Here is an 8,540-nt window from a genome sequence, read left to right as displayed (position 1 = left end):
CGGAGAGTTGAGGCTTTTAACCAGGCTGGTTACACGGTGTTTCTGGGCTTGAGTAAGTTCAATGCCAATCAATGCATCCTCTTGCGATAAGCGATCAACTGGAGATTGTTCCTTAACGACTTTAGCAAATGGTTTCTCTTCATGATTTGATGATTGAGAAAAAAGAACAGCAGCAGCTTGTGGTTGAGCGTGAATAGTCGTTGCTTTACCCGGAGCACTATTGCTTGCTGCTGCTGTTTTATTATTTAGTTTCTTATTACTTATTCTATTAATATTTATTAGTGTCGGATTTTCCGGCGTCGGATTTCCAGTCGCCGGGCTTACCGGAGACGGGTTTTCAGGGCTCGGTGTTGTTTGCTCATTTTTTACCGAAGACGGCTTTTCAGGCTCTGGGATTCTATCGTGATTTTGGCACTCTGGAATTTCTAAAACAAAGTACTCAATCCCACCAAAACGACCACTTGCATCATCTCGGCAAGCAGATTTTTGAATATAGCCGGCTTGTTCTAATTCGCCAAGGAATCCTCGAACTGCATCCCTTCCATTTGTAGCCCTTTCTCTTAAATCAGAAACTCGTACTTTCCAATCATCAGGTAATGACATCAGATAGGCATGTAGTCCTTTAGCCCCCCATGATAAGGAGTCATCATTCAGACACGTCTTATCGAGAATTACAAAGTTTTGTTGTTTTTTATGAATTCGAAGTACTGCCATGATCTGCGTCCATTGCTTCTAGTTGGTTTGGAATGGTTTGATTTAATTCGGAGATAGAGCGATATCGTATGAGGTGATCTTCAAGTCGTAATGCCGCTTCTGGAATCTTTTTTCTTCCAGATCTCATACAAGATTCGGATAAAAGCTTATTAGCCTCCTCTGAAAGCTGGAAAGAAATATAAACTTTTGGATATTTTTTATTATTGCTTTTCGATTCCAATTTTTACTCCTGTAAAAATTTTTATTGTTTCAATTATTTCTTTTAAAAACGAATCACAAAAGATACAAATATTCATAATAATTTTTTAATAAAACAATAATGAATCATTATAGATTTAATGTCAATGCAGCTTGTATCATATGTGATACAATATTTATTGGTATTACCTTTTAGATAAATTTTTGAATGAACTCAAAACGAAGAGACTTATAATCGTATATATAAAATCTACAATTGAGTAACTCGATATATTTAATATATGGCTTATGCAAAATGCTGATATAAAAAATAAACACGTATACATATTGATAGAAAACAGCCTATTTTGAGAATAAAAAGATATTTTTTTTGGAATTCTTTTTATGAAAGTATCTGCTATGGAAGATAATACAAAGGGAAAAATAAACTTAATCGAGTTATTCATAATTATATGATGCAACATACGAAATGCGTCTACTTTATGGTCATCATAAGGAAAGGGCAATTCTATTATCCATGAAAAATATAACATAAAAGCAATAACTATTATAATTACAATCATCAAAATCTTATTTGACTCCCACAAGAAAAGATTGTCATTAATGTGTGAAAATAACAGAATTAAAAAAGGTAAAAATAAAATTTCACCATGAAAATTTATTTCTTGAACTAAAAAAGATTGCCCCACCAAAAGAATGGATAAGAAAAAAAAAGTTAAAAAAATGCTATTTTGAATTGTTTGGAAATAACTATAGGTCGCTCTCTTCCGCATTATTATTTGAGAGGTATCTGTTTCAGAGGCAGATAATGAGAATCCTAATGATAATGCATCTTGATATTGAAGAGCACTTATTAGTTTTTTATTATTAAATAATTCCTTCGCAGAAACTGATATTTTTTTATCTATATTTTTAACTTTAAGTTTAATAATTTCACTGGATCCTTGAAATTGTCGTCCTTGAATTTCAAGAAATGGCTGTATTCTTACCATAAGATAACTATCTGGCACCGTAATAAATTTATAATCTTTTGCAGTAGATTCAATGTTTTTCTCGTTTGCTAATATCCCTATAATACACAAATCAATTGGATGTAAGGTACTTAAATACTCTTTATAGGTAAAGATCTCTTTAATAGAAATGTGAAATATAGTTCTCTTATTTCTAATTTTCAGAACAAGTATTGTTTGTTTTAAATTTTTATCAAAGTAATATCCATCTAATTTTGTCGCATATTCTTTTAGATTTTTCTTGTACCACATCATAGATTTTATCCACTACAATAACTTAAAAATCAACTTACAGATACTCTCGACTATAGTTTTTACATCATTACATTTTACTAATTCATCAACATTTAAATTACAGCTTATTGAAAAGACCTTTTTACCAAATTGCAACCCATATGCAACTTCCGATAGCGTGCCATTACCACCTCCAATGGCAATTAAACAAAAAGAAGATGAGGCGATAAGTGCATTTCGCGCAAAACCTATTCCAGTTGCTAAGGGAATTGAAACATATTGGTTTGCGCTTTCTATCGTATATTCAGGCAATAAACCTATGCTAATACCATTATTTTCTCTAACTCCTTTGCAAACAGCTTCCATCACACCTTTTCTACCACCGCATATTACCATAAGCCCTAAATTAGAAAGTTCTCTACCAATTTCAAAAGCTTTTTGATATTGGTCTTCTTCTGGCATATTTGCACCTATAACTCCAATCGGTTGTTTAATTTTATTACTAGAATTTTGTAATTTTTTTACCGCACCCTCATATGTGCATATTTCTAATGTGTCAGGTAGTTCATTCACTTCAACCCAGTTAAAAGTATCCATATCAAAAATCTTGTTACTGGATAAATAAAAATTGTTTGTCTTTGGATCATAAAACATTCTGAACTCTCTCTAATTTTAAAGATTTTAAGTAATTACAAATCCATATGTTGAAAGGTGTAGCTAAAATTTCAAATAAGATTTTGTATGTATATGAGATAAATGCGATAAGAAACATATCTTGAGAAGTAAATGATCCATACCAAGATATAAAAACTGCAATGAACTGAAAAAATGCCTCACCAATCGCAGTTGAAGATATAAATCTAAAGGCAAGAAACTTTTGATTAAAATGTAATTTCATTTTTGATAAAACATAGTTATTTATCCTGCCTCCAACATACAAAGATAAAACAAAAGATAAAGCATGGCGAGGCAAAGTATTAACTACTGAATAAAAATTTTCATATGAATTATTTATATTATTTATTGATACCAATAAAACAACCAAAATCAACACATAAATTATAAAAACCAATATGTTTGTATTTAACATCACACGCGCATTGTCATACCCGAATATCTCCGTAACAATATCTTGTATAAAGAAGACAATTGGGATAAAAAAAATTCCACCAGTTATATAAAGTGTGTGACTTATATTGGGTAAGGTTAATGAAACTATTCTTGAAGTTAAGGCCATTCCAATTAATATGCTTCCCATATGAAATAAGGAGAGCAATTTGTAATATAAATCTTCTTTTTTAAGAAGAGCATCTTCACATAAATACATTTGTTTTCTTAGAAAGAACATTAATCATAACAATGTCGTGTTTCTATTATTACACCAATAATCTGGTCATTATTTTCTATTTGTATTGGTGGAAAAATACTGTTAATGGCTCTTAATATTTTGTAACTCCCTTCAATAAAAATTTGTCTAAATAAAATTTCTTTTTCCTTCTCTATATAGGCCAAAACAAAACTCTTATTTTTAACTTCTTTTATAGGATCAATAATTAATATTGTATTTTCAGGAAAGTTAGGCCACATTGCATCGCCGCTTGTTTTCAAAGCAAATAAACTATCTTTTTTACCAGAAACAAATACTACTCTACCCGAAGATAGATAATTATTATATTTATCTATCCAATTGCTACTATCTTGCCATTCTAATATGGGGATATACGATATATCATCTATTTTTTTTGTATCTGAATGTAAATTTAAAGGTTTTTTACCTAAAAGTTGATCCAACGATATATTAAAAAACTTTGCAATTGCTTCTAAAGTTGAAGATCTTGGATCTGGAGTTCTTCTGTTTATTAGACGACTTATTGTAATTCGTGGAATATTTGACTGACGACTAAACTCCGACTCACTCATATTATGGGATTTAAGTAGTCGACTTAAAACATTACTGATATTTATGCAGTCTACAGTCATATATTCTTATAGCATTAAAGAAAAATTAGTTTCATGATAGATAATGCAATAGAGTTTATCAAGTTGCCTCTAACATGCTTTATTCACTTAGTTATTATTTTTACTACTTTGTATAAACTAAGATAGATGAACTTCTATACTAGAAATTTTTTCTTAACGAGTAATAAAGAGCATAATTGACTTCATCAGTGTAAATTATTGTTTTTTTATTCCGAAGAATTGCTCTGGAATGAAACAAAAACTAGCAGATTCAACAATAATCAGCCTATATTTTCTTATCTACTTATCACTATACCTTATCATTTTTGGATCAGATTTTTGATAACTATTTATTATCAATAAGAAATAATTTAGGTATCAAATTAGATAACCAATTGGATACCTAATTAGGTATCAGTTCTTTTTTTAATTTAGGCCAAACATTTTCCTTAAAATGCAAACTAAGTTTCGCTGATTGAGGTGTAATATCTCCATTTTTCCTGTTGTTAGGCGCAATTTTTTCGATCTCATCTGACGACAGATTTTCATGCCAATTATTGAGAGCCCATTTAAAAGTTTCTTCCTCAAGTTGTTTTTGCCTTTCTGTTTGTGCTTTTCTCATCTCTAAAAGTTGTTGCATCGCAATTTCTTTTGGTGAACGATAATCTTTTTCAAACCACCCCTGCCCTTTTCTTAAAACTCCCATTAATACAGTTAACGGATCTTCATATTTTTTATACTTAGGGTTGTTATCTAATCCATAAGCAAAGTGGTTAATAGACTCCTGAACTACATCAGGCTCGTTTCTTTCTACGAGTTGTTTAATTTGAGTTTTAGAGAATCCAATATGAATCAATGGCTCGAAGTCAATTTTTTGCCATTCTTCTGGAATTGTTACTTCTATTTTTTTAGTAGTAGTATTTTTTAATATATTATTACTATTATTAGGAACATTGTTATCTAATTGATATCTAAAGGCTGTTATAAACTCCGCTGAGTTTGAAATGTTGTTGTATTTCTGTCTTTGCTCCAGAATTGTATCGAAGACTTCCTCTGTTAGTCCTAGATTTAAATAACCCATTCGGGCTTTCTTCCCCATATTTCTAATTATCAGGCCGTTTTTGATTAGTCTATTCAATGAGGTTTTTACTGTACCAATGGTGGTTTTAGACCATGTGGCTATAGTAATGGTTTCTATTGGTCCTGTTTCTAAACTATTACGTATCGTACATACATCAGCAATGAAGTTTAAAATACTTTTTTGAATACCTGTCAAACGTAATATTCTGTTATATAACGACGTGGCATCTATTGTGCTATCTATTTGGTATCTAATTGATGCTTGAGGGACTATCTTATTGCTACCTATATTGTTTTCTATAGGTACACTATTGTTATCTTGCTGTTTCTCTATTGTTACCTCATTGTTACCTAAATCAATATCTAAATCTGGCTTCTCATGTCTAAATTCCAATAATTGAAATGAGTTATCCATTTCTCTGCTTTGTTCAGGAACAGAAGACTTTTCATCAGCGTTATTGGGTGCATCATTAGTGGTAGTACCGTTATCGCCTGATAAATCCCAAGGTCTATAACTTTTCTTAACAAATTTCTTTTTATTGCGTTCTTTTAGAACGTCTTCTAAATTTGGCATAACTCAAGCTCCCTATTTCTTAAGCAGTTTCCATACTTTCATTCGTTGATTTGTTTAGTTCCTGCTTGAGCACTTGAATAGGTGATATTTGTAATAATTCACGAGTTAAACTATCAAAATCATCGCGTACACTGGATTTTTTTAACGAGCTAAAAGCATTTTTATTATCATCAGTTACATTTGGAATTTCTTGAGCATATTGTACTGTGGTTGACAGTACTTTTCCTTCTAACTCTGGGTCGGATATTAAAGATACTATTGCTTTATCTGATAAAATCGTTTTTCCACTAAATTTATTCAAATAGACTTTGTAATTGATATTTTTATGGTAACTTCTATTTAGCGTATCTACTTCTTGTTTAAGAATTTTTAATCCTTTCGCACTAAACTTATCTGGGTTAAGTGGAGCTAATATAATATCTGCATAAAGAGTTGCGGCAGTGACTGCTTGCCCCATAGTTGGTGGGCAATCTATAAAAATGAAGTCATATCTATCTTGAATTGGTTTTAAAATATTTTCATATAGCTTATCTAGTGGAAGTCTCTTGTTTACAATTTCATTATCAAGTATCACATTCTCAATCCTACTAGGAATTAAATCGTAACCCTCAGCAAGATTTACAATACTGTCTTCAATCGAACATTCTGATTTTATTACATCTATTAAAACTGGGAGTTCATCTGCATCTATTCCATTTGCATCAGTCAGATTTCCTTGTGGATCGGCGTCAATGACCAATACCTTTGCTCCATAAGTATTGGCACAACTTGCAATATTAAATATAGATGTTGTTTTACCAGTGCCACCTTTTACAATCTGGACAGCAATTTTTTTCTTTTTAAAACTATAATTGAAAATTTGTTTAGCACTTGAATAAGTTATATATGATTTATTGCCTATTTTTTCACAGGTTATATTTTTACTTTTAAGTTGCTTATGAACTGCCTGTGTTGAAATTCCAAGATATTCAGCAACATCAGATATAGATCTTTTTGGCTGTTCGATGCGATTATTCATTATTTTTATCCCTGGCCAAGTTGATAATTTAATCAATAATATACTTAAATCGGAAACCAAGTAAATAGGTTAATTATATAAAAATCAATTACTTTTATATTTACTGTATATTTTGATACACGAATTCCCTCTGGGTAAACCTCAGGAAATTCTACGCATAATTAGATTGATATCTTTAGCGTTATTCAAATAGATACCTTTATAATCAGCGTCGATACCTGTAGCGTTATACTTTTGGTGTTTTAAGTGATTCCTTAAGAGATACCTAAATTGATACTTAAACAAGTACCTTTATAAAGTTTGCTGATACCTAAAGATGATCTTTTGTGTTTCTTAATGACACATTAACCGCTACCCATATAGATACCTAAACATATGGGTAGCGCTATGGGTATCAATCTGCGCATTGCAATAGGTATCTCTTTAGGTATTATTCGCGATATCTCCATGTTATTAAAGCAAATGTAAAGATTTATAAAGATCTTAAAATTTAAACAACAGCAATTTAAATATTTTATTTTACGCAGTTGATTGTCTATCATTGATATCCATTGTAATACTTATAAGATACCTTTATGAGTCATTAAAAATTCATTTAGCGATATCTTTATTGATATCTTTATTGGATTTTGTCAATAAAATATTATTTTAATTAGATATCTTTAGAGATGCCTTTGGGATACATTATTAGATACCTAGTAAGTTATCTTAATTGATATCTAAATATGAAATATAATGTACAAATTAAATGAAAGATCATGAGTATAAAATCTACTTTTTTGAAAAATTGAATAGAAGTATCTATTCGAAATTCGGCGAGAAAGTTACACTCCAGATTCAAGAATAGATTCAGTGATTGAAAAAATGAATTTGATGACTGATGCTCAAATATAAAGTTATTCACATTTTCTGTTGATCACTCTGTGGGATAACAGTGGGGTTGCAAAATGGAATATACGAAACAGATATTAGCAATGCTAAGAGAGGGGGATTTTGCGCATCCTGGTGAAATTGAAGCAATCGAGCTTTCCTTGTCACTTATTGCTAAAAACAGTGAAGCACGCTTACTTGATGTTGGATGTGGATTAGGTGGAACTGCTCATTATGTACAAAAAAAAGGATGGGGTACAGTTACAGGCGTTGATATCGATAGTGATCTTATTGATCGCGCAAAGACGAGCTATCCTGATGTTCAATTTATATGCGAAGATATTTTGAACAGCACTAAGCTTGCCCACAAATCATTTCAATGTATCTATAGCTTCAGTGCCCTTTTTTGTTTTACATCTCAAGAAATTGCGTTAAAAAAATTATCACAGCTTTCAGATTCCCACGGGAGGCTCGTTTTATTTGATTACTCAAGACCCGATGCGACACCAATTCAAAGCCCCTTTCCATGGTCAAAAACAGCCTCTCGTTTTAATCCAATTTATTTACCCGAATTAAAAAAACAGCTCTCTGAAACTGGATGGAGATTTAATGAAAGCATTGATCTCAGTGAGTACTTTATACACTGGTATAAGTTGTTATTGCGTTCGTTTGAACAAAAGCGTGAGCAGGTTGAGCAGCAATTTGGTCAACACGCTTGGGATATTTTGTATTCAGGATTCAAGCAATTATTGATAGCTCTGGATGCAAAAAAAATAGGTGGTATTGTGGTGTATGCAAACCTGAATCATACTTAATCTGTTTCAAGGCACTGATATTTTCTAATAGGAAAAACGGCTACTTCAGAGATTTACGACCAGGTTGT

General features: G+C 31.3%; 9 protein-coding genes. 1 reads left to right on the top strand and 8 read right to left on the bottom strand.

Features of this window, described 5'->3' with window-relative positions; genetic code table 11:
* The 8 genes from A8O27_RS16380 to A8O27_RS16345 all read right to left on the bottom strand — a co-directional run.
* Positions 1-714, bottom strand: a 714-nt coding sequence (locus A8O27_RS16380) for a hypothetical protein (protein WP_064115127.1), incomplete at its 3' end; no start/stop codon positions are given.
* Complete coding sequence (locus tag A8O27_RS16375; protein ID WP_012187510.1) at positions 692-934, bottom strand: TraY domain-containing protein; 243 nt, start codon at positions 932-934, stop codon at positions 692-694. The genes A8O27_RS16375 and A8O27_RS16380, both read right to left, overlap by 23 nt.
* A 163-nt stretch (positions 935-1,097) precedes the next feature.
* Entirely contained in the window at positions 1,098-2,177 is a 1,080-nt protein-coding gene (locus A8O27_RS16370) for a hypothetical protein (RefSeq protein WP_058460976.1), read from the bottom strand.
* Between the two features lie 12 nt (positions 2,178-2,189).
* Complete coding sequence (locus A8O27_RS16365) at positions 2,190-2,810, bottom strand: TIGR00725 family protein (protein WP_058460977.1); 621 nt, start codon at positions 2,808-2,810, stop codon at positions 2,190-2,192.
* Positions 2,800-3,483 carry a queuosine precursor transporter gene (locus tag A8O27_RS16360; protein ID WP_058460978.1) on the bottom strand — a complete coding sequence of 228 codons (684 nt, stop codon included), beginning with the start codon at positions 3,481-3,483 and terminating at the stop codon, positions 2,800-2,802. The genes A8O27_RS16365 and A8O27_RS16360 overlap by 11 nt, the downstream gene beginning before the upstream one ends.
* Positions 3,484-3,503: 20 nt before the next feature.
* On the bottom strand, positions 3,504-4,136 hold the full coding sequence (locus A8O27_RS16355; RefSeq protein ID WP_058460979.1) for a helix-turn-helix domain-containing protein: 633 nt from the start codon (positions 4,134-4,136) through the stop codon (positions 3,504-3,506).
* A 382-nt stretch (positions 4,137-4,518) separates the two neighbouring features.
* Complete coding sequence (locus A8O27_RS16350; RefSeq protein ID WP_058460980.1) at positions 4,519-5,769, bottom strand: hypothetical protein; 1,251 nt, start codon at positions 5,767-5,769, stop codon at positions 4,519-4,521.
* 19 nt (positions 5,770-5,788) lie between these two features.
* Entirely contained in the window at positions 5,789-6,787 is a 999-nt protein-coding gene (locus A8O27_RS16345; RefSeq protein WP_058460981.1) for an AAA family ATPase, read from the bottom strand.
* Between the two features lie 947 nt (positions 6,788-7,734).
* Between A8O27_RS16345 and A8O27_RS16340 the strand changes: the two genes are divergently transcribed.
* Positions 7,735-8,472 carry a class I SAM-dependent methyltransferase gene (locus A8O27_RS16340; protein WP_058460982.1) on the top strand — a complete coding sequence of 246 codons (738 nt, stop codon included), beginning with the start codon at positions 7,735-7,737 and terminating at the stop codon, positions 8,470-8,472.
* Positions 8,473-8,540: the final 68 nt, after the last annotated feature.

This window comes from Legionella bozemanae (genome assembly GCF_001648595.1).
GTDB classification, from domain to species: domain Bacteria; phylum Pseudomonadota; class Gammaproteobacteria; order Legionellales; family Legionellaceae; genus Legionella; species Legionella bozemanae.
The sequence above is the reverse complement of the archived record's forward strand: the minus strand, read 5'-3'. Positions and strand labels throughout refer to the sequence as shown.

Coding starts and splice junctions, on each gene's coding strand:
- A8O27_RS16345 (WP_058460981.1), bottom strand. CDS start 6,787: ATGAATAATCGCATCGAACAGCCAAAAAGATCTATATCTGATGTTGCT.
- A8O27_RS16365 (WP_058460977.1), bottom strand. CDS start 2,810: ATGTTTTATGATCCAAAGACAAACAATTTTTATTTATCCAGTAACAAG.
- A8O27_RS16370 (WP_058460976.1), bottom strand. CDS start 2,177: ATGATGTGGTACAAGAAAAATCTAAAAGAATATGCGACAAAATTAGAT.
- A8O27_RS16360 (WP_058460978.1), bottom strand. CDS start 3,483: ATGTATTTATGTGAAGATGCTCTTCTTAAAAAAGAAGATTTATATTAC.
- A8O27_RS16350 (WP_058460980.1), bottom strand. CDS start 5,769: ATGCCAAATTTAGAAGACGTTCTAAAAGAACGCAATAAAAAGAAATTT.
- A8O27_RS16340 (WP_058460982.1), top strand. CDS start 7,735: ATGGAATATACGAAACAGATATTAGCAATGCTAAGAGAGGGGGATTTT.
- A8O27_RS16355 (WP_058460979.1), bottom strand. CDS start 4,136: ATGACTGTAGACTGCATAAATATCAGTAATGTTTTAAGTCGACTACTT.